Genomic DNA, 20,758 nt, shown 5'->3' with positions numbered 1-20,758 from the left:
GGAGAGTTCGAGGCGGAGGGGCTGTCGCAAGGCAGCATTGCAGCCGAATCGATCTTTGCTGCCCGCAACGGCTTGTCTTACCTGGTCAAGATCGGTGGATGCGAGGCCAAGTCCGACGTGCGTTTCCTGATGCAGATCGGTGTGCGCAGCATCGTCGCGCCGATGATCGAGAGCCCGTTTGCCATGCGCAAATATATGGAAATGGTGCCACAAGGCGCGTTCGATCATCTGGGCGTCACGATTGAAACCATCGATGCTGTCCGGCGGATCGAGGATATCCTCGACGCAGGGACCATGTTGGATGGCGGGAACAGACTGTCGGAAGTCACCGTTGGCCGCACCGATCTGACCGCCAGCTATGGCGGACCGGGCGTGGACAGCGACGAAACGATCGCCATGGTCAAGACCGTGGCGCGCGCGGCACAAAAGCGCGGATTGCACACTACGATTGGCGGCTCAGTCGGTACAGCGACGGCAACGCGCCTCGCCAACGACCCGGAACTGTGCGGCCTGATCGCATGCGTCGAAACCCGCAAATGCGTCATGCCGGTGGACCGGTTTCTCGAAGCGGGTGCGGTCGCCGACGCGTTTGCTGTCGAAGAGGCGCTGCTCGCGCTGCAACTCGATCATCATGGTGCGATTGCCAATTCTGCCTCGGCGCGGATCGGTCAGATCAGGGCCCGCCTGTAATGGAAATCAAATTCGTCCTCGATTTCGACGGCGTGCTGTTTAACAGCGCCTACGAGGCCTACACTGTGGCCAACCTGGCCGTTCAGGGCCGTCCCGAGTTCCGTCAGGACGTCACATACGAAGAATTCCTCGCCTTTCGAGGGGTGGTGACCGACGCGTGGCAGTACAACCGACTGTACAGCAAGGACCACGCGTTGCCCCCGCAAGCGATCAGCCAATTTACACCCGAAGCGATCGACTGGGCGTTTGCGGCCGATTTTTTCGCCGCGCGCAAGGCCATCATGGCCGATTCGCAATGGCCCAAAGTCATGCCCGCGTATGACTTTTTCCTGCTGCTCAAACCACTGCTGCTCGCCTCCCCCGAACGCTTTGCCATCCTGTCGACCCGCAACGTGGATTCCATTCGCGAGACGCTGGCATTTCACGGCGCGGACGTTCTCACCGTCTTTGGTCAGGAAGATATCCGCAAACAAGGCAGCAAGTTGGCGGTGGCCCAGGCGCAGCACTGGCTCGATCGCGGCAAATATCTGATTGTCTACGTCGATGACATGAACAGCCATCTCGAACCATTCGAGGGTGAGATCCACCTGCCGTTGCATGCCGATTGGGGGTATGACCGGGGAACCCCGGGAAGCCTCTCTGCAAATCAGGTCCACACGATTATTACTTCGCTAATGACTATTGCGGAAAAGGATTGAACCTTGAAATACAGCGACCAGATTGGTGCTTGGTTGCGAGCCGCAGGCTACACCCACTATTTCTATGTCGGCGGGGGCAATATAATGCACCTGACCGAAAGCCTGGATCGCTATCTGACCGGCATTCCCGTTGTGCATGAAGTCGCCGCCGGGATTGCTGCCGAATATTTCAACGAAATTGCCGCGCCGGCAAAGGCGCTGGCGCTCGTCACCACCGGTCCCGGTCTTACCAATATCGTTACCGCCGTCAGCGGCGCCTGGCTGGAAAGCCGCGAACTGCTGGTGCTGGGCGGCCAGGTCAAGACCGCCGACCTTTCCAACGGGACCGTGCGCGCGCGCGGCATTCAGGAAGTTGCCGGCGTCGAATTGCTCGAATCGACGACCAAGACCGCGTATCGCTTTACGGCACCGATCGGCGCTGCACACTTCCTGTCGCTGATCGAGACAAGCTGGACGCCGCGCAAAGGGCCGGTGTTTCTGGAAATGCCGCTCGATGTCCAGGCCGTAACGGTCGAGGAAGAGCCCCTGCCCGCCATCGCGCCGCAACCGCTGAGATGCGCAACCGATGATCAGATCACCAATGTCGCATCGCTTTATCGCGGGGCGAAGCGGCCGGTGCTGCTGATCGGCGGCGGAACCGACTATGCCACCGTCGATGCCTTGCGCGCACGGATGGAAGCGTTGGGCATTCCGGTGATGACGACCTATAACGGGGCCGACCGCTTTGACGGCGATGCGTCCAATTTCCTGGGTCGTCCGAACACCTGGGGCTTGCGCGGCGCCAATATCGTTATCCAGCAGTCGGATCTGATCATTGCGGTAGGCACCCGTCTCGGGCTGCAACAGACCGGGTTCAACTGGCAGGAATTCGGCCGCGATGCGCAGATCGTGCAAGTCGAGATCGATGCGCGAGAGTTGCGCAAGGGCCATCCCCGCATCGATTTTGGCATAGAGGCCGACGCGAACGATTTCCTTGCGCGCCTGGTCGCGTGTGATCTGCCCGCGAGGTCCGACTGGATCGATGCGGCCAAGGCGATCATGGCGAAAATCCCGCGTATCGAGCCGGTCAACCAGACCGGGCCGGCATTTTTGTCGCCTTACGAATTCATCGTCCGGCTGGAAGATGTGACAACGCCCGCAGACCTGATCATTCCGTGTTCGAGCGGCAGTGCGTTCACACTGACCATGACACTTTACAAGCCCAAGCTCGGGCAACGCATGCTGACCAACAAATCGCTGGCGTCGATGGGCTATGGCCTGTCTGGCGCGATCGGTGCGGCCATCGCGGGAAAAGGCCGGCGCACGATCCTGATCGAGGGCGATGGCGGTTTTGCTCAGAACATGCAGGAATTGGGCACCGTGGCGGTCAACGATCTCAATCTGAAGATGTTCATTTTCGATGACCAGGGCCACGCCTCGATCCGCATGACTCAGCGCAGCTATTTTGGCGGCAAATACCTTGGCTGCGACCGCAAGTCGGGCCTGGGACTGCCGCGATGGGATAAACTGTTTGCGGCCTGGGACATCCCCGTCATGCGCTTGCCTCTCGATTTTTCGACCGACGCCGCGTTCCTGGCGGCGATGGCAACGCCCGGGCCGCATGCGTTTATCGTGCCGGTCGATCCGGAACAGACGTATTTCCCCAAAATCAGCAGCCGGATCACCGCAACCGGATCGATGGAATCCAACCCGATCGACCGGATGAGCCCGGAGGCCGATTATGGCACCGAGATGCCTGTCGGCGGGGCTCTTGTCGAAAGTCTCTCCAAGTAAAGGCATGGTCCAGGCCTGCGATCTTGACCGGCAGCAGGGGCAGTTTGCACCCCTGACGTTGTCGCTGCTACGCTCCGACACGCGCCGCATCGTCATCGTCGGCGCGCGTGGCTGGATCGGCCGGACTTTGCTGTCCTTGTTGCGGGCCGCGCTCCCTGAGGATGAATTCTCCCGGCGCGTGGCCTGCTTTGGCTCGGCCCACGCCGAGATCATGCTGGATGACGGCACGCGCATTGTGCAGCACGCATTGGACAAACTGGCAACGCTGCCCGCAACGCCGACAATGCTGTTTCATCTCGCGTTCCTGACCAAGGACAAAGTCGCAAGCATGGATGCGACGGCCTATTGCGCGGCCAACCGCGCGCTTTCGCAAACGGTCCTGGATGCGCTTGACCCGATTGGTGTCGACCGGCTGTTCGTGGCGTCTTCGGGCGCCGCGGCGTACGCCGATGACCCCGACGCAGCGGCCGACCTCAGGCTTTATGGTGCGCTCAAGCGCGAGGACGAAGACCGGTTTGCCGACTGGGCGCGTGATCGCGCCACCAGGTGCCGCGTGGCAATCGGCCGGATTTACAGCGTTTCTGGCCCGTGGATGAACAAGCACGAGACATATGCGCTGGCCAGTTTCATTCTCGAGGCGCTCGCCGGGCGGCCGATAACGGTGCTTGCCCCGCGCCGCGTGCTGCGCAGCTATGTCGCGGTGCGCGAATTGCTGTCGGTTGTTGTCGCCATGCTGCTGTGCGCGGATGGCCCTGCGGTGGAATCCTTTGCGACCGGGGGCGATACGCTCGAACTGGGGGACGTCGCCGCCGTTGTCGCGCAAGTCTGCGGAGGCGAGGTTTTGCGCCGTCCGATCAGCGAGACAGCCGACAATCGCTATGTCGGCGATGCCGCGGCGTGGGCGGTATTGCTGGAAAGGCATGGCATGACACATGTGCCGATCGCGGGGCAAATCGCAGAAACAGCGGTCTGGCTTGCCCGTGAAAATCCAGAAAACGTCGTCTTCCGGGCTAGTTAATTGAATGGGCAGATGGTAGCGGGCCACGTGGCATGCAATGCGCATTTTTGAACGGGCATTTTCCGCAACGAAGCCGGACTTAGGGGTTGAGTAGAGTGACAGTTGCCAAGATTCGCAAGACCGGGGTCAAAGTCATCATCGGTGGGGTCGTGCTGGGGCTGACGACGTCGGCTTATGCGCAGGTGACGGTGCCGACCGGATCGCCGATCAGTTCGGACCAGTCGAGTTCGTCGTCCACAAACTCGAATTCGCAATCGGGTTCGCAAAACGGCACGAACAATAGCACCAATGCCAACCCATATGGCGGCAGCCAAACGATCAGCGCGCTCGATGTCAGCGAAAAGAGCACGACGCTCACGCTCGATCAGTCGGGAAACAAGACCGCGGTCACTGAAAGCCCCGATAACACGATCAAGAAACCGCCACTCCCCGGGGAATTTGAAAAGTACATTTCCGAGTTGCTGGGCCGAAAGGTCATGCTGTTCGGCACCAAGCTGGTCTTGCCGGCGTTGCGCGATTTCGCGGCCCCGGCGACCGCGACCGTGCCGCCCGATTATATCGTGCAGCCCGGTGACACGATCGACATCGCGCTGTCGGGTTCGCTCGATGGATCGGTCCAGCGTGTGGTCGACACGAACGGGAAAGTATTCCTGACAGGTGTCGGCGCGGTGCGCGTCGCAGGCGTGCGCAATTCCGATCTGCACGATGTGATTGCAGGCGCAATCGGCACCAAATTTCGCGGGTTTACGACGTCGGTAACGATCACCAAGCTGCGCGGCATCCGCGTCTATGTAACAGGCCTTGCCAACAACCCAGGCGCATTCACGGTCAGCAGCCTGTCGACGCTGGCCAATGCGGTGTTCCAGGCGGGCGGACCAAACGCGGGCGGCAGTTGGCGTGCGATCAAGCTCTATCGCAATGGCCGACAGATTGCCGATTTCGATCTGTATCAGTTGATGCGCGGCGGCAGCCGGGTCAATGACGTGCAATTGCAGAATGAAGACGTCCTGTTCATTCCGCCCGCCGGCCCCGAAGTCGCGGTAATCGGCAGTGTGCAGGAAGAAGCGATTTACGAGGCGCGTCCAGAAGAAAGCATTGCCGGAATGCTGGCCGCAGCCGGCGGACCCAATACGGTCGGCGATCCCGCGCATTTCGTGCTGTATCGCGCGAACGATCCCACGAAACTGGGTCCGCAGCGGCTCGATAACGCGCTCGCATCAAGCATTCCGATCGCGGGCGGGGATATCATCCAGGTCATGTCCACCGGCACGCTGACAATGCCGATCGCGACGCAGAAAGTACTCGTGCGGATCGAAGGCGAAGTGCAGAAGCCGGGTATCTATTACGTGGCACCGGGTACACCAACGTCGGAAGTCATCGCGGAGGCGGGCGGATTGACGACGCGCGCCTATCCATTCGGCACCAAATTTACGCGACAGTCGGTGCAGATCCAGCAGCAGGAAAGCTTCAAGGAAGCGCTCAACCAGTTGGAATTCTCGCTATCTGCCGCGCCGCTCAGCCAGGACCCGACGCTGCCTGGCGGCGACCGGACGACACAACTCGCGGCCGCACGCGCGGTGGTGGCGCGATTGCGTGAAGCCAAGCCCGATGGCCGCGTGGTGCTGGACATAGCGCCGAACGCAACGACTTTGCCGGGCTCGATCCTGCTGGAAAACAACGATTCGATAATGGTCCCGCCCCTGGCTTCGACCGTAGGCGTGTTTGGCGCTGTATATCGTCCTACGTCGTTCCTGATCGATGCCGATCATCAGGCCAAGCGCGTGCGCGATTATATCGACGACGCCGGCGGCAATCTGCGCGCCGCCGACAAAGGCGGCATTTTCGTCGTGCGCGCCAACGGCGAGGTCATTCCCAAGAAGCGGGGCGCGCTCAATATGACAGTGCTGCCGGGCGACGTGATCTTCGTGCCGGTCCGCACCGAGCCGAACCTGTTCTGGGCGCGGTTCAGCGCGATCGCGACGACGCTGTTTGGAATTGGCCTTAGCGCGGCGACTGTCGTTGCGGTGACACGATGACACCGCGCCACAGTGCCGTGGGCACGCTGATCGGTTGGAGCTGGTTTTCGCGGTTTCGCAATCGGGCGCTGGCATTCGTCGCGGCGATTGCCATCTGCCTGGTGCTGACCGTGTTTCCGCAACGCTATGAGGCCGAGGCGCTGCTGGCACCGACCGATCCCAGCAGCCTGGGCCTGAGCGGGACGCTCGGGCAACTCGGCGCGCTCGGCAACGTGTTCGGGAACCAAGCCGCGATCGAGGTTGCACTGCGCGTGGCCGACAGTGTCGAAGTGCGCCAGTTCGTGATCAAGGATCTTCATCTGGAGCAGCGCACGAACAAGACCCCGCTGCAATTGCAGCGGTGGCTGCGCCGTCGGATCGACATTCGATCGCTGCGCGGCGGGATCGTCCAGGTCGATGTGGACAACACCGATCCCCAGCTTGCCCAGGATATAGTGTCGTCATTTGTCGGTTCATTGCAACACCGGCTGGGCGAAATCAGCCGCATACAGACGTCGTATAAACGCGACATTCTCATGAAGCTGGTGCGCGAAGCATCGGACGGCCTTGTGCGCACGCAGGCCAATTACGATTCATACCGCCTGCAACACCAGGAAGCCGTGCCCGAATTGCAGACCGGCAGCGTTGCGGGGCGGATCGCGCAGCTCGAATCGGGGATCAAGGGCAAGGCGATCGCGCTGTCGCTCGCCCGGCAGATGTACACCGATGACAATGTCATCACCAAGCAGATCATTGCCGAAACCCAGGCGATGCAGACACAACTGGCAGAAGCCAAAGCGACCAACCCGCAATCGACGCAAAGCGTCGGCAGCGTGGTTGCCAGCACCAGCAAGCTGTTCCAGTTGCAGCGCGAACTCACCCTGCAACGCACTCTGTATGACAGCTATATGCGCTTTTTGCAGGGCACTGCGGTCGAAGACCTGACCTCGACAGCCAATATGCGCGTGCTCGAACCGCCGCATATCAATCCCGAGCGGCAATACTGGTTCCCAGCCATGGCGGTCGCAACTGCACTTGTCGTGCTTTGGGCAACGATCGAATTCTATCGCCTGCGCCCACCGGTGGGTGCGCCGATCGCCGGTGCCGAGCCGCAGGTCATCAGGCGCGAACGCGGTCTCCCGGATGAACTCGACCATGGCTGAGCTGATGACCGGGGATCCGGAAATTTCGGTGGTACTGGCTTGCCGCAACGAGGAAGACAACGTCGAGGCGATTGCCGCGGCGGTGATCGCGGTGTTGGAGCCGATTACGCAATCGTTCGAACTGATCTTCATCGACAACGAGTCGCAGGATCGAACGGTCGAAATCATCAAAATGATGTGCGCGCGCGAGCTGCGCATCCGCCTTATCGTCAACACGCGCAACTTCGGCCAGATGCGTTCGCCAACGCACGGCATTTACCAGGCAAGCGGGCGCGCTGTCATTTCGATGTGCTCGGATTTTCAGGATAGCCCTGATCTGCTGCCCGAATTCATCCGGCGTTGGCGCGCGGGCACGCCGATCGTGCTGGGCGTGCGCGAAAGCGAAAAATCGGGCGCGGTGCTGACGTTCATGCGTGAATTGTCGTATCGGCTGCAGAGCCGGTTCGGCGACTATCCAATCATTCCCAACGCCACCGGGTTCGGCATTTATGATCGCCGTGTTGTGGAATCGATCCGCGCGCTCAATGAACCCGAGCCGTTCTTTCGCGGCTTGCTGGTCGAGACGGGTTTTGCGGTGGAAACGATCGCGTTCAAACGCCCGCCACGCGCCGGGGGCAAATCGAACAACAATTTCTTCACCCTGCTCGACTTCGCGCTAAACGGTTTGGCCGGATCGTCGAAAAACCTGCTGCGCGCTCCGCTGTATGTCGCGTTTTTTATCATGCTTATTACAGGTATCAGCACGCTGGGTGCGGTCTTTGCGTTGTTTACCGGACATTCGTGGCAATTGTGGCTGTTTGCCGCGTTGCTCGAAGGCCAGTTCGGATTGCTATTCCTTTTCCTGGGGCTGCTCGGCGTACAGATCGCGCTCGTATCCGAACGCACCCGCAATCAGGCGTTGGTGATAGAACGCGAACGCATCAATTTTGCCGACAATTCCGTCGCGAAGGCCTGATCGCGTGTTCGAGTGGAAGTCTGGCAAGGAATGGCGCAGGCTGTTTCGGTACTACCAGGCCGGATTGATCAACATGGCGTTCGGCTTCGGCCTGTTTGCGCTGTTCGTCCGGATCGGCCTGAATATCTATGTGGCGCAGATCTTGAGCCATATCCTGGGAGTGACGTTCAACTACTTCACCTATAGCCGCTATGCCTTTGCGGGGCACGATGGAAAGCGCCTGCGCTTTATCTTGTCGTATGTGGCGAATTATTTCTTCAATCTGGTCGCGCTGGCGATCCTGATGCGATTTATCAAATCGCCTTACCTCGCGGGTTTGATTACGACGGTTGGCGTGTCTGCGGCCAATTACTTCGTACTCAAATTCCTGGTTTTTCAGGAGCACCCGGCATGAAACGCTCCATACCGATTTTCCGGATCGTCGAACATCTGCTGGCATCGACCGTGCTGATCGCGTTGATTTATGATTTCTGGTATTTCTTTACATACAAGTATTTCCCGCAGCCGTTTTTCTACGACATGGGCGATACGTGGATGGACTGGTTCAATCCGGCATTCTGGTCGCATATGTCGGGCGCATATGATTCATACCTGACAATCTATCCGCCGCTGACTTATGTCATTCTGAAAATGATTACGTGGGGGCCCTGCTATCCCGGTGCAGAGGGCGGCTGGTCGCGCGAATGCGATGTGCTGGGCATCATCTCGCTGCATCTCGTCTATGTGCTTTGCGTGGTGCTGACCGTGCGCACGATGCTGAAAATCGACCGCCGCACGGCTTTGCCCCGATCGCTGGCGATCAGCATCGGCCTGCCGATGATGTGGGGGCTCGATCGCGGCAATGTCATTCTAATTACGTATATTTTCATGCTGCTGGCCTATGGCCCGCTATTGAAAAGCGCCTGGCTGCGCTGGCTGTTCGCAGGGCTGGCGGTCAATATGAAAGTCTATCTGATCGGGGCCATTGCTGCGCAACTGCTTCACCGCCGCTGGCGCTGGGCAGAAGGCGCGCTGATCGCGACGGTGCTGATCTATCTGGTCACGTATGCAATCTTCGGATCAGGCACGCCGATCGAGATCTACTACAACATCACGGCTTATGCTGATGGCCTGGTCATCAACAATCCGCTCGACATCTGGATGGCATCGACGATGCTGCCGCTCGAACAGCTCACCCATTCCACGGTCTTTCCCACGCTGCTCGTACTGGGTTCGAACCTTACGAATCTGATCGAATTCGTGACGCCTTTGGTGATGCATGCGGCGCAGGCGATTATCGTGATGGGCGCGATGGCCTGTTTCATCCGGCCGGAGGTCGTACCACGCACCCGTATGGTGGTCTTGAGTGTCGGGCTGGCGGTGATGTCAACCGAAGTCAGCGGCTATACCGAAATCATCGTGCTGTTGTTTACGTTCATGGAGCCATCGCGCGGATTTTTGCGCCGGTACGCGCTGCTCGTATCGTATGTGATTTGCATTCCGTTCGACATCAACATCGATTCTTTGCCGCCGCTGGTCAAGGATGCGTTCTTCTTTCGCACCCAGGTAATCGTGGAATACGCCGTGCAGATCGGCCCGTTCATTCGCCCGATCCTGACTCTTTCGATCCCGACCTCGCTTGCGCTGCTGACGATTATCGAGGTGTGGCAGGACATTCGCCTGCAGGGATGGGCGCAGCGCTGGCGGTTCCGCAACGACGTGCCGCTTCTGCCGTGGATCGAACATCCGGTGGGGCCTGCCAAAGCACAGACAGCGCGCGACGATCGCCCCATGGTGCCTGCGCCAGAACCTACCCAAGGATAATCAGCGATGTCGTGGCGACTCAAGCTACGCCGGCGCTGGGCGATGCCGACGATAGTGCTCATCGCACTCGCGCTGCGCCTGTGGCCGATCAATTTCGGGCTGCCCGCGCTCAATGATCCCGACGAATTGATGTTCGAGCTGGGCGCGGTGCATATGTTGCAGTCCCATTCGCTCGATCCCGGCTGGTTCGGGCATCCGGCAACGACCACGATGTATCTGCTGGCGTTGGTCGATATCGCCGTGTTCCTGGTCGGCCATGCGCTGGGCTGGTTTGCCACACCAGCCGCATTTGTCAGCCGGCTTTATCTCGATCCGGGCTGGGTGATCCTGCCGGGGCGGATCGTCATGGTGCTGTTCGGGGTCTGGACAGTGGCGCTGACCGGGCGGCTGGCGGGACGGATCGCAGGCCCTGTTGCGGGCAACAACGTGTGGTGGGCCGCTGCGCTGTTGCTCGCAATAAGCCCGGTGCATATCGCCTGGTCGCAAGTTGTCCGATCCGATATCATGGCCAGCGCGTTCTTGGTGCTGACCATACTTAGCGCGCTGGACGTGCTGGAGGGGCGGCCACGGGTGCTGCGCGGCGCATTGTGGTGCGCGCTCGCCATTGCCAGCAAGTGGCCTTACGCGATCGGCGCCATCGCGATGATCGGTGCGCTGTCGTGGCGGTGGCAGGCGGGCCTGATGTCCGGACGCAAGGCCCTGCGCGCAGGCGGTCTGTTCATCGTGCTGGTGCCGGTGCTCCTGGTGATAATCGCGCCTTACCTGCTGATCGCACATGCCACGGTGCTGCGTGACGTCACCGGCGAAGCGCAAGTGCGCCATCTGGGCGCAACGGGCGGCGGTCCGCTCTATAACGCGTGGTGGTATGCATCCGGACCGCTGACCACGGCATTTGGCGGGGTTGGACTGCTGCTGTGCGGATGGGGCGTGTGGGCGCTGCGCCGGGTCTCCGCAGCGCAAGTGTTGCTGTGGCCGGTGCTGATCGCTTTCATGATTGTGGTCAGTTGTCAGCATCTTGTCTGGGACCGCTGGATCCTGCCGTTGCTGCCGTTGCTGGCCGTGTTCGGCGGCGTCGGCCTGGTCGCGCTGCAGCGCCGGCTGGCCCGCCGGATGGGGTCCGGCCTGGGGATGGCGCTGGCGCTTGGCGCTGCAGGCCTGCCCCTGATGCTGGCCGATGTGGCGGCGTCGCGCGCGCGGGAAAACAACACCGCGCAACAGGCCTCCGCCTGGGCCGTCACGCATATACCGGCGGGCAGCACGGTGCTGATCGAACATTTCGGTTTCGATCTGTTGCCCCAACCCTGGCACATGCTGTTTCCATTCGGGGATGTCGGTTGTGTTGATCCGCGCCATGCGCTGGGTGGCAAGATCGATCATCACACGATTGCCAGCGGACGCGGTGCGCGCGCCAATGTGGATTACGGCACAGTCGCTGCCGACCGCCGTTTCACATGCACGGCCGATTATGCGATCCTCACGCAGTTCGACCGCTATAGTGCAGAACGAAACGATTTCCCGGACGAGTATGCCGCCTATACCCAGTTGATTAAACGGGGCCGTGTCGTCGCAAGTTTTTACCCGCAAGACGGAATTTCGAGTGGGAGAATTGTGCGAATCGTAAAGTTCTGACGCATGCAGCGTTCAAGCTGAAATGAAGTGCCTCCGGCGCGCGCGTCAAGGCCGCCGGCGGCGAAGGGCCAGGGGGCCCATAACTGCTGACTTTGGCCAGAAATAACCGACCCTGCTCGTCCTGACAGTGTCGACACATCTAAGCCGACAATGCAGCTGCCATCGGAGACGTACTCTCTTTGCGCCAGACGGTTTTTGCGTCTTTAAGGGCCCGCAGCGAGCATGCATAGCCGTCAGACCGTTCAGGTCTCGCCCTTAAGGGCCCTAAGCGAAAACCGGGTTGGCGTTCTTTCCCACAACGATTGCTCTTTGGGCGGTCTTGGGTCCCCCGGCCTCCATTGCTTAAGATCAGAGGGCGCGAATTGATCTATCCTGCTGGGCTGCGTCAACGGTCCGATCAGCTTTGCGGGAGACTCCGCAGGCGATTATCCCAACTGAAATCCAGCAATGGCGCCGCTGCCCGCGCAGCCACTGATCCATGATCATGCCTGCGATCTGCCGGCCTTTGCCGGCACCAGTGCCATCGCCCAGGAAATAGCCCTGCCGATAGACATTGCCTTCAGCATGCGGAGCAAGATCAATGGCCTTGTCCGGCAGGACATAGCGTCCGGGCAAATCGTGCTCCATCGCATCGAGCGCGTGGACGACGGTTTCCAACTGCGCGGCAGAAAGAACCGCGTTTTCCATCACCGCGCGTGGCAGGCGCGGGACATAGTGCGGGACCGGTGGCAGGACCGATGCCATCGCAGCGGATTCAACGAGCGCGGCGGGATGTTCGGCTTCCCCCGCAAAGACGATCCGCTGGGGCCGCCAGGCGGCATAGACCCCGCCCGACTGGTCGGCTGCTTCAGGCTGCTCGATGTGCGTGTAGGTCACTTCGCGCCAGATCGCGGCCGTTGCGGCGGACGATGGCCCAGGAATGGGCTTTGCAGGCATTGTGCTCGCGCCCAGTGCCCCAAACAGGCTGGCTGCGGACTTGGTGGCGGGTCGTACCTGGCTCGCAACGAGGGGGGTAGATGGGGCGGGCATCGGCGCGCGGGGTGGCACTTGGTCGAGGAAGGGGACCAATTCGGACAGGCTCGAACACTGGATCACTGCGGTCGTGTTTTTGCCCGGCACTTTGTCGATCGCTAGCAACCGCACCGCAACCGATGTGCCGTGTGCGGCGAATGCGCCTTCAATCCGGAAATGCTTGGCAACGCTGCAACCTTGCAAAGCGCGCGCGAAGATCTCTGCGCCCTTCCCCGTGCCGGAAAAACTGTCCGGCATGATCGCAACCAGTCTTCCGCCCGGGCGCAGCGCGCTGATGCCAGCGGCGATATGGCGCGCAGCGGCAAGCCGGTCCTCACCGCCTGCCGCGTTGCGGGCGAACGGCGGGTTCATCACGATGACATCAGGCCGAATGCCCAGCTGGGAGATCCTGGCACCGTCTTCACAGGTGATCGAAGCGCAAGGGAACAGCAGGCGGAGCAATTCGGCACGCAGGGGGTCGATTTCGTTGAGGTGGAGCCCCCTGCCCTGCCCGAGCCATTGTGCCAGCATGCCGGTGCCCGCACTGGGTTCGAGGGCGACATCATTCGGGCCGACACAGGCAAGCCGTGCCACAAGCCAGGACAGCCCCAGCGGTGTCGAAAAGTGCTGGTGAGCGATCTGCTCTTCGCTGCGCACCGTCTGCGTCGGCAGTAGCCGTGCCAGGGCGGCGAGCCGCTTGAGCGCCTCGCCGTCGGTCGCCCGCGCATCAGCTGGGCCGCAATCAACATCCAGAGGCAACTCCCGCGCCGCCAGGATCAGGGAGATCTCTGCCGCGACAAAACTGTCGCGTTGCGACCATTCACCCGACGCGCTGGTAGCCTCGAACGCTGACGTCATCGCGGCATTGAGTGCCGCACGATCGACGCGCGACCTGCCGACCAGATTTGGGACCAGCGCGCGTGCCGCCTCGATCAGGCGCGCGGTGAACAGCGACGTGGGGGACATCGGGGTGAGCATGGGAGTGGGCCTTTCTCTCTCTTTTTCGGCCTCAATTGGCCGAAAGCTCCCATTCCCTCTCCCCTCTCATGGATGGCTGACGGCGGGCTGGACGCCCCGCGCGATCCTGACAAGGCATTTATCGGATTTTGTAAGAAGTTTTTCGAGAGAAACGGTCGTCCGTGATTGATAGCGATCTACGTGACTCATCTAGACCCCAATTTTTCCTCTAACGCTTCGAGTGCGCGTTCAAAGGTCGCTCCTACCCCCCCCCAAGACGGGTTGGCATCGACGATTGCATAGAAGCGATCATAGTGGCCCGTAGTTGTGCGGCATGTGAAGGCCTTGTCGCGGCCAGTACGTTTGCGGCGATCTGGCTTGATCGCAGGAATCGTTACTGACTGAGCTATTTGGGGAGCAGGCTCTCGGCTTGGAAATCCACTTATCTTGGCCGCTTCCTCTGCGGCTTGTCTTCGCAATGCGATCTCTTCTGGGCTCTTACGCGATGGAATCGTTAGTTCGACGCTTGGGCCCTCGTCAGTCCCAAAGCCAAGGCTCCTGCGGCCAGTCATGCGGATTTCTCCTGGGAATTTAGATCAGCAATTTCCTTGAGGGTGTTCATGACCTCTTTGGCGAATGCTCGGGCGTTATCGACCGCTCTTTCGACATTGCTGACGCTTTTCGGATCTAGTTCGTGAAGGAGCCCCCCGTAATCGAAAATGTCGCGAAATGCTGCACGTTCAACAATTGAAGTAGTGAATGTCTTGATGTTCGCCTTAGCCAATTGTTCTTGCACGTTCTTAAGCGATCGGGATGCCACTGCGGCGCTCGTTCGCGTCAGGAGCACGCGACTATGGACGGGCCTCCTAAGCACGCGTTCTTGAGACCGGATGATTGATGTAATGGCAGAGCCTCCTCTGGCGTCCATAGATGACCCTTGTAGAGGCATTATGATTAGGTCAGCCATACCGATGGCATATGAGCCAAGCTGGCTTGCAGTCCCTTCGTTGTCCACGAGGACTATTTGGTGCTGCTGAGAGCAGTCGTCGATCAGGTCGACGATATTCGTCTCGTTCACTTCTGAGTAGACGGTTACATTCTCTAGCGGCTTGATCGATGCCCAGTCGGTAATCCACTTCAATGGATCGGCATCGATGATGCCGACATCAACGCCCTGCTCTGCCAGCACGGATGCGAGAATGGTTGCCGAGGTAGTTTTCCCTGATCCGCCCTTGGGATTTGCAAATACAATAACCGCCACGTTTCGTCCTCGTTTCAGCTCCGTCACCGTTTTGACGTTGATGTGAAAGCGGTGTGTTTGCGGTATAGTGCCGTGGTGATTGCAGTGTGTCAACGGTGAGTGTGCATAACGTTTATTGAATGTAAACGTCTACACACCGTAAACATGGCGTAGACGTTGCGGTGGCCGGGCGCGACAAGGCCTGCTGGTCAACGAGATTTAAAACGTGAGACCTAAAAACAACGGTGCAGTGCAAAACCAAGCCAACCCCGCTTCCGGTATTTTCAGTTCCCAAATGGCAAAAAATCAGCTGCATAGCGCCTGAATGCCGCGCCATGCGTAACCTCTCGCAAGATCCGAGCGTCACAGGCTTGTTCAAGTAGCCCTGCAGCGGCCTGCCTGGAGATTCCTATCTCTTTCGCAGCCTGCACTGCGGTGAGAGAATGGGACTTTGCCGTACAGAGACAGATGGCGCGAAGATGCGAGGTGTTTCGCAATTCGGCACAAACCTCGTTGAGCTGGGTCAGCCAAAAATGAAATGCCTGCGCCAACTTCACAACGTGCAGTCCACCGGTTTCGAGCGCGGCAAGCCATGCCAACCGGATCCGCGCTGCGTCACCCGCCGCAGACAAATCGTCAGCTTCTTCGCCGGCGCAACCTGCGAGCAGGGACCTCCAGGGAATCTGGCGTGCCTTCAGACCGATTGCGGCGATACCGCCCGCAGAAAGATGGCCGTGGCCTATCAGGATCCTCTCGGCAAGCATGGTGCCGATCACGACGTTGCTGTGTTCAAGCGGACTCATGCGGGCGAAGGCCGCGGCAATATCGGCGGCGGACAGAAGAGGGGGCTGGGCGGCGGCTTTGGCAACGGCGGCGCTGACAAGCTTGAGACGGTCCATATCGAGCGCAAGCGGCAAGTCGCCCGGGGCAGGGTAGGGGGCTTTGGCTTGAACCCGCGGATTGATCCAGTTGGCGATGTTCGCAGGCGAGGGTCTTTCACCTCCGCCGATTTTGCGTTCGAACACGCGCACAAAGGTGTAGGGCCATCTGCGCCACGCTCCCGCCGACGTACCATAGTCGAGCGCGAGCAGATCTGGTGTGAATGAGTCGCCAGCGAGCCAAGCGAGTGCGTCCTGTTCGGCCATGCGGACCCGGGCGGTTAGGATGGAAGGTTCGCAGTATCGAGCCGTGTGATCGCGAGCGCGGGCGAGGGCTGCGGTGGCTCTGCCATAGGCGTCTACAACGTCGCCGGAATAGAATTCAAATTGAGCGCGTGCCATGACCTAGTTTCCGCATCTTGCTAACACATTTTCAGCGACTTAGACTATAAGTGTCAAGCTAACCTCCATTTATCAGGCGCCCCCTGTATTCGTAGTATCGATAATGGACCTTTATCAACACCAGAACAAAGACGGAACCACGACTTGCGCTCTCCCTGGACTGCGGCTAACCTCATCATAGCGACCATAAGTGGGGCGCAGGAGAGCCAAATGACAGCGCGCGCCAGCAAACCGGAAGCCCCATTGCCGGCGACCGATCTTGACGCCACTGTGGAAGCGGCTCGCGTGATGTGCCGCGCACTGGGCGAAGCCAGCCCAGCCACTGATCGGCTCAACCTGGCGCACCGCTTCGGTTATCACCTCGTTGGCGCATGGTGGCGCGCCTTGGCCGTCACTGCCAAATGCAGCCTTGAGGTGCGGCCGCCGTTGGCCGACCTCGACACCGCGCGCCTGCCCAAAGCGGCCGCGGATCTCGCCCAGAGTTTGGGAACCACGATTGCAGCGCTTGAACCCGAGGCCGGCGCCTACCAGATTGGCCGTGCTTACACCGGCATGCTGCCCGAATCCTATCGCGGCGAACACGGGATTTATTATACTCCGCCAGCGCTTACGGCGCGGCTCCTCGATCTGGCGACCGAGGCTGGTGTCGACTGGTCCGCCGCGCGTGTGCTCGATCCGGCCTGCGGGGGAGGGGCCTTCCTGGCACCGGTCGCCAAGCGCATGCTGGCAGCACTCGAAGACTGTACCCCGGCGATCGCGTTGCGCAATATCGGAGCGCGTTTGCGCGGCTACGAAATCGATCCGTTTGGCGCCTGGCTATCGCAAGTTACGCTCGATGCCATGCTACTCGATTTGACAAAGGCGACCGGAAAACGTCTGCCGGTCGTGGTGAGCATGGGCGACAGTCTCGCCCGGTTCAATGCGCGCGAACGCTTCGACCTGGTTGTCGGCAATCCGCCCTATGGCCGGATCAAGCTCGATGCCGATACGCGCGCCCGCTATCGGCGAAGCCTGTTCGGTCACGCCAACCTCTACGGCCTGTTCACCGATCTCGCCTTGCGCCACGTTCGCCAAGGCGGCGTTATCGCCTACGTAACGCCGACCAGCTTCCTGGCCGGCGAATATTTCAAGCAGCTGCGCGCGCTGCTTGGCGCGAGCGCGCGACCGATGTCGGTGGATTTTGTGAGCGCGCGCCGCGGTGTGTTCGATGACGTCCTTCAGGAAACCGTGTTGGCGACGTACCGGCGTGGTGCCAGTGCGCCGCCGATCCGCATCAGCGAGCTTGTGCATCAGGAGGACGGTTCTGTTGCGGTTTCCCCAGTCGCAACCGGCCGATTGCCGGGCGACCCTTCGCAACCCTGGATATTGGCCCGCACCGCCTCGCAAGGCGCTCTGGTTGCGCGTCTTGCAGGCATGTCGCATCGGCTCGCCGACTGGGGGTATACCGTCAGCACCGGACGATTGGTGTGGAACCGCTTCAAGAGTCAGCTGGTGGCACGCCCCGGGCGGAGCCGATACCCCTTGATCTGGGCAGAATCGATCGGCGCTGGAGGCAGCTTCCGCTTCCGCGCCGACAAGAAGAACCACGCGCCCTATTTCGAAGTGCGCCATGGCGATCAATGGCTGCTGGTCGACAAGCCGTGCGTCCTTCTCCAGCGCACCACCGCCAAGGAGCAATCGCGGCGTCTCATTGCCGCACCTTTGCCACGCGCGTTCCTGGAGGAGCATGGCGCGGTCGTGATCGAGAACCATGTTAATATGGTGCGGCCAAGCCAGGCCGAACCGGTGATCTCTGCTGAGGTCATGGCGGCGTTTCTCAACAGCGGCGCTGCCGATCGCGCATTTCGGTGTGTAAGCGGCAGCGTGGCCGTGTCGGCCTATGAGCTTGAAGCCCTGCCATTGCCCTCGCCCGAAGAGCTGCAGCCTTTGGCCAGACTGGTTGCGCAAAACGCGCCACGACTGCAGATCGAAGATGAGTGTGACCGGCTCTACGGCGAAAGCCTGTCGGCGTGATGCTTCCGCCTTATGTTTCCCGCGCTCATGTTCTCGAGCGCCTGGCGCAGATTTTCCCCGAGGGAACACCCAATCGCGTCTATTGCACGCGCGAACTTGCCGCGAGTACGGTGTTCACCGCGCTCTACATCGGCGCGATCGAAGGAAATACTGTGTATCTCGGCCCCAAGCACGTCTATCGGATGACGCATGAGCAGGCCGCAATCGAGGACGCGGCGGCACGGATCGCTTATCGCGATGTGGCCAAGCCCAGCGGTGCGGCCGTAGCCGGCACGCGTTGGTATGCCGACAACACCCGCGAGCCAATCCGGGACGAAACGCTACGCGAAGGTCTGGTTGCGATCGGCGCTGTGACAACACTCGCTCTGCCAACGACCTCTGGCAAGCCGCGCTATACGCTCAAGCGCGAGTTTGCAGCATTGTTTGCGCCTGACCTGATAGGGGATGATCTGGCGCAGGCCATATCCGCATACCGCAGTGCCCATCTCAGTCCAGGCGCTCTTGCACGGGTATCGATCATGCTCGCAGGAGCGGGCGCGGGTGACGATGGTGTGCTGGTGGCCTTTCCCAATGGCGAGACCAGGCGGCTCGCACCAGGACCAAGTTCAATTATCGCCAAGGGCGTGATCGAGGTATTTGCACCAAGGTTTTTAGGGTCGCCGGCTATTCTGTGGCTTAGCGAAAGCGGCAACAAAGTTGTCGCACGCGATGACCGACTGGCCCAGCGCATCGGGCTTCAAATCGAAGCCGACAAGAATCTTCCCGATATCATTCTGGTCGACCTGGCGCCTGCCGAACCATTGCTGGTGTTTGTCGAGGTGGTTGCAACTGATGGCGCAATTACCGAGCGGCGCCAGCGGGCCATCCATGAATTGACGCAAGCAGCGGGATTTGATCGAGGCCAGATTGCGTTCGTGACAGCGTACCGTGATCGTGAGTCGTCTGGCTTTCGCAAGACGGTCAGCAGCATTGCGTGGGGCAGCTACGCCTGGTTTGTGTCGGAACCCGATCATCTGATTGTGTTTTCCGGCAAGCCTATCGCCATAGAAGGCGCATGATGATGGCGGCCGTGGAGCAGGCGTGTTGTCGCTATGTCCGCCAAATCGTTGTCAGGCGCACAAACCTTGAGGTCACGCCGGGCAGGCTGGATTGGCTGCCCGATCGCCATGCCGGTTCGAATGGCAAATGGAAAGGGCTGTGAGCGCGCGTCACATTGTGAGGCGCAGCCACACAACGGAAGATCTGTCGGCCGAGGTGAAAGCCATGCTGGGCGGGGCGGCCGTGATCGATCCGGCGCTGCTCGATGCCGCCTTCCGCGCCTGGTCGGAGAATACGCGCCGGGCTTTTCGCTCCGATCTGATGTTGTGGTGGCGGTGGTGCGGACGGCGTTCGATCGAACCTGGTCGCGCAACTCCGACCGACGTTGCGCGCTGGATTCGTGAGCTCGCTGATGGCGAGGACGGGGAAGGTCTGGGGAGGGCTGTAGCAACGATCGAGCGGTACCTCGTCCACGTCGGCCGTGCCTACCGGCTTGTCGGCGTTGAGAACCCGGTGTCGGCCGAACTGGTGCGGCTCGAGGTCAAGGCGATGCGCAACGCGCGCGGCGTCCGCCAGCGTCAGGCGAAGCCGATCCGGTTCAAGGGCGAGATCTCAGACCTCGACAGTCCGGCGCAGGGCCTGTCTCTGGTCGCTCTACTGAAGGCTTGCCGGCGCGATCTGCTCGGTCGGCGCGATACCGCGTTGCTGCGCGTGGCCTACGACACGGGCGTGCGTCGCTCCGAGCTGGTGGCGATCGAGGTCGCCGACATCGAGGGACCCGATGCCGACGGTGCCGGCACGCTGTACATTGTCCGGTCGAAGTCGGACAGGGCAGGGGAGGGGGCGCATGCCTATTTGTCACCGTCGACGATGACGGCGATCGCGGCATGGCGCGAGAAGGCCGATATCAACCGTGGCCCGCTTTTCCGGCGGGTGCGGCTGCATTTTGACGGGTCGGTCGACCAGATCGGCGCCGAACGGCTGCACGCGAATTCCGTGACAAAGATCTTCCGGCGTCTCGCGTCCAGTGCGCGTGAGAAAGGCCTGCTTGGCGAAATGTCTGATCAGCAGTTTGAACGCATGCTTGCTGGTATATCGAGCCATTCGATCCGAGTGGGGGTTGCCCAAGACAATTTTGCGGCCGGCGAAAGCCTGCCGGCTATCATGCAGGCGTACCGCTGGCGGGATGCCAAGACGGTGATGCGATACGGCGCCAAGCTGGCGGCCAAGAGCGGGGCCAGCGCGCGGTTGGCCAAACGGTTCTCGGATTGACGATAGGCGGGGCCGAGGCAATTCAGCGGACCCCGGCTATCATCGGACTCATTGCTTAGGGATGTCATTTCGTCCCGATCCCGAACTGCCCCCTCAAGGCTGAATGTTCTGGGAACCGTACGGTCATGTCCCCTGCAGGCCAAATTCGTTGCGACGTGCTGGCGGCGCGCAACGCCGCCGATTTCCAGCACGCCGAAGAGTTG

General features: G+C 60.7%; 17 protein-coding genes. 14 read left to right on the top strand and 3 right to left on the bottom strand.

Annotation, left to right across the window (positions count from 1 at the left end; all coding sequences use genetic code 11):
- The 10 genes from G404_RS0115600 to G404_RS0115555 all read left to right on the top strand — a co-directional run.
- Nucleotides 1–690: aldolase/citrate lyase family protein (locus tag G404_RS0115600; RefSeq protein WP_028641907.1), on the top strand; the 690-nt coding region annotated here is incomplete at its 5' end.
- Complete coding sequence (locus G404_RS0115595; protein ID WP_028641906.1) at nt 690–1,388, top strand: hypothetical protein; 699 nt, start codon at nt 690–692, stop codon at nt 1,386–1,388. The genes G404_RS0115600 and G404_RS0115595, both read left to right, overlap by 1 nt.
- A 3-nt stretch (nt 1,389–1,391) precedes the next feature.
- The gene (locus G404_RS0115590) at nt 1,392–3,161 is read left to right on the top strand and encodes a thiamine pyrophosphate-binding protein (RefSeq protein WP_028641905.1); all 1,770 of its coding nucleotides are present in this window, start codon (nt 1,392–1,394) and stop codon (nt 3,159–3,161) included.
- A 4-nt stretch (nt 3,162–3,165) separates the two neighbouring features.
- A complete protein-coding gene (locus G404_RS19930) occupies nt 3,166–4,179 on the top strand; it encodes an NAD-dependent epimerase/dehydratase family protein (RefSeq protein WP_051280822.1) in 1,014 nt (337 codons plus the stop codon).
- 95 nt (nt 4,180–4,274) lie between these two features.
- Nucleotides 4,275–6,215 (top strand): SLBB domain-containing protein, encoded by a 1,941-nt coding sequence (locus G404_RS0115580; protein WP_051280820.1) that lies wholly within the window; start codon nt 4,275–4,277, stop codon nt 6,213–6,215.
- A complete protein-coding gene (locus G404_RS0115575) occupies nt 6,212–7,357 on the top strand; it encodes a GumC domain-containing protein (RefSeq protein ID WP_028641903.1) in 1,146 nt (381 codons plus the stop codon). The genes G404_RS0115580 and G404_RS0115575 overlap by 4 nt, the downstream gene beginning before the upstream one ends.
- Nucleotides 7,296–8,312, top strand: coding sequence for a glycosyltransferase family 2 protein (locus G404_RS0115570; RefSeq protein WP_245584555.1), 1,017 nt, complete (start codon nt 7,296–7,298; stop codon nt 8,310–8,312). Before G404_RS0115575 ends, G404_RS0115570 begins: the two co-directional genes overlap by 62 nt.
- A gap of 4 nt (nt 8,313–8,316) precedes the next feature.
- Nucleotides 8,317–8,706, top strand: a complete 390-nt coding sequence (locus G404_RS0115565; RefSeq protein WP_028641901.1) for a GtrA family protein — start codon at nt 8,317–8,319, stop codon at nt 8,704–8,706.
- Entirely contained in the window at nt 8,703–10,115 is a 1,413-nt protein-coding gene (locus tag G404_RS0115560; RefSeq protein ID WP_028641900.1) for a glycosyltransferase family 87 protein, read from the top strand. The genes G404_RS0115565 and G404_RS0115560 overlap by 4 nt, the downstream gene beginning before the upstream one ends.
- A gap of 6 nt (nt 10,116–10,121) precedes the next feature.
- Entirely contained in the window at nt 10,122–11,744 is a 1,623-nt protein-coding gene (locus G404_RS0115555; protein ID WP_156906330.1) for an ArnT family glycosyltransferase, read from the top strand.
- Between the two features lie 348 nt (nt 11,745–12,092).
- Here G404_RS0115555 and G404_RS19365 read toward each other — a convergent pair whose 3' ends face one another.
- The 3 genes from G404_RS19365 to G404_RS0115540 form a co-directional block, all read right to left on the bottom strand.
- Nucleotides 12,093–13,733 carry a strawberry notch-like NTP hydrolase domain-containing protein gene (locus G404_RS19365; protein WP_051280818.1) on the bottom strand — a complete coding sequence of 547 codons (1,641 nt, stop codon included), beginning with the start codon at nt 13,731–13,733 and terminating at the stop codon, nt 12,093–12,095.
- A 547-nt stretch (nt 13,734–14,280) separates the two neighbouring features.
- Complete coding sequence (locus tag G404_RS0115545; protein ID WP_036521707.1) at nt 14,281–14,973, bottom strand: ParA family protein; 693 nt, start codon at nt 14,971–14,973, stop codon at nt 14,281–14,283.
- A gap of 263 nt (nt 14,974–15,236) precedes the next feature.
- Nucleotides 15,237–16,097 carry a hypothetical protein gene (locus tag G404_RS0115540; RefSeq protein WP_156906329.1) on the bottom strand — a complete coding sequence of 287 codons (861 nt, stop codon included), beginning with the start codon at nt 16,095–16,097 and terminating at the stop codon, nt 15,237–15,239.
- 345 nt (nt 16,098–16,442) lie between these two features.
- Between G404_RS0115540 and G404_RS0115535 the strand changes: the two genes are divergently transcribed.
- Genes G404_RS0115535 through G404_RS0115520 form a run of 4 tightly spaced genes read left to right on the top strand, consistent with a single transcriptional unit; the run spans nt 16,443 to nt 20,555 of the window.
- Nucleotides 16,443–18,245, top strand: a complete 1,803-nt coding sequence (locus tag G404_RS0115535) for an HsdM family class I SAM-dependent methyltransferase (RefSeq protein ID WP_036521687.1) — start codon at nt 16,443–16,445, stop codon at nt 18,243–18,245.
- Entirely contained in the window at nt 18,245–19,303 is a 1,059-nt protein-coding gene (locus tag G404_RS19360) for a BsuBI/PstI family type II restriction endonuclease (protein ID WP_036521705.1), read from the top strand. The genes G404_RS0115535 and G404_RS19360 overlap by 1 nt, the downstream gene beginning before the upstream one ends.
- Complete coding sequence (locus G404_RS20775) at nt 19,300–19,446, top strand: hypothetical protein (protein ID WP_211230797.1); 147 nt, start codon at nt 19,300–19,302, stop codon at nt 19,444–19,446. The genes G404_RS19360 and G404_RS20775 overlap by 4 nt, the downstream gene beginning before the upstream one ends.
- Complete coding sequence (locus G404_RS0115520; protein WP_425411652.1) at nt 19,443–20,555, top strand: tyrosine-type recombinase/integrase; 1,113 nt, start codon at nt 19,443–19,445, stop codon at nt 20,553–20,555. The genes G404_RS20775 and G404_RS0115520 overlap by 4 nt, the downstream gene beginning before the upstream one ends.
- Nucleotides 20,556–20,758 lie beyond the last annotated feature (203 nt).

This window comes from Novosphingobium acidiphilum DSM 19966, assembly GCF_000429005.1.
GTDB classification, from domain to species: domain Bacteria; phylum Pseudomonadota; class Alphaproteobacteria; order Sphingomonadales; family Sphingomonadaceae; genus Novosphingobium; species Novosphingobium acidiphilum.
This window is presented reverse-complemented; position numbering and strand designations above follow the sequence as displayed.